1 protein-coding gene and 1 pseudogene are annotated in these 511 nt (G+C 53.8%); both read left to right on the forward strand.

Annotation, left to right across the window (positions count from 1 at the left end):
• Positions 1-218: 218 nt before the first annotated feature.
• Positions 219-458 carry a type II toxin-antitoxin system RelB/DinJ family antitoxin gene (locus tag ALO43_RS27450; RefSeq protein WP_002551444.1) on the forward strand — a complete coding sequence of 80 codons (240 nt, stop codon included), beginning with the start codon at positions 219-221 and terminating at the stop codon, positions 456-458.
• Positions 448-511, forward strand: a pseudogene (locus ALO43_RS31925) (type II toxin-antitoxin system mRNA interferase toxin, RelE/StbE family); the annotation flags it as partial. The gene ALO43_RS27450 and the pseudogene ALO43_RS31925, both read left to right, overlap by 11 nt.

Consider the following 511-nt stretch of genomic DNA (forward strand, 5'->3'; position numbering starts at 1 on the left):
GAGCGGCGAGTTCGACAACTACTACCTCCGCCCGCAACGTCTGCCGATGTGCTGACGGGTTGGAATATTAATCCGCAGTTGTCACGTTTTTGGCTGTACGCGCAGCTCGAGCTGATCAGCGAGAGCGTAGGGATCTAAATGATCTTTACAGCTGCTTGCAAAAATGGCCACTTTGCCTCACTGTAAATACAAATGTCATTACGCTGGAGGATGCCCACATGGCGTCTATCAACGTTCGTATCGACGACGATCTCAAAGCGCGTGCTTACCTCGAGCTGGAAAAGCTTGGCGTCACCCCCTCGGAGTTGCTGCGCCAAACCCTGCAGTACGTAGCTGAGCGTGGTCAGCTACCCTTCAAGACGGTTCTGATGACAGAGGAAGACGAAGCGCTGTTGGCAACTGTGCGCGAGCGCCTTGCAGCTCCGCAGCGGGTCAAGGTTTCACTGGATGACCTATAACCTCGAATTCGATGCGCGGGCTCTAAAGGAATGGCACAAATTAGGAGATACCG

It is taken from the genome of Pseudomonas tremae (assembly GCF_001401155.1).
Classification (GTDB): Bacteria; Pseudomonadota; Gammaproteobacteria; order Pseudomonadales; family Pseudomonadaceae; genus Aquipseudomonas; species Aquipseudomonas tremae.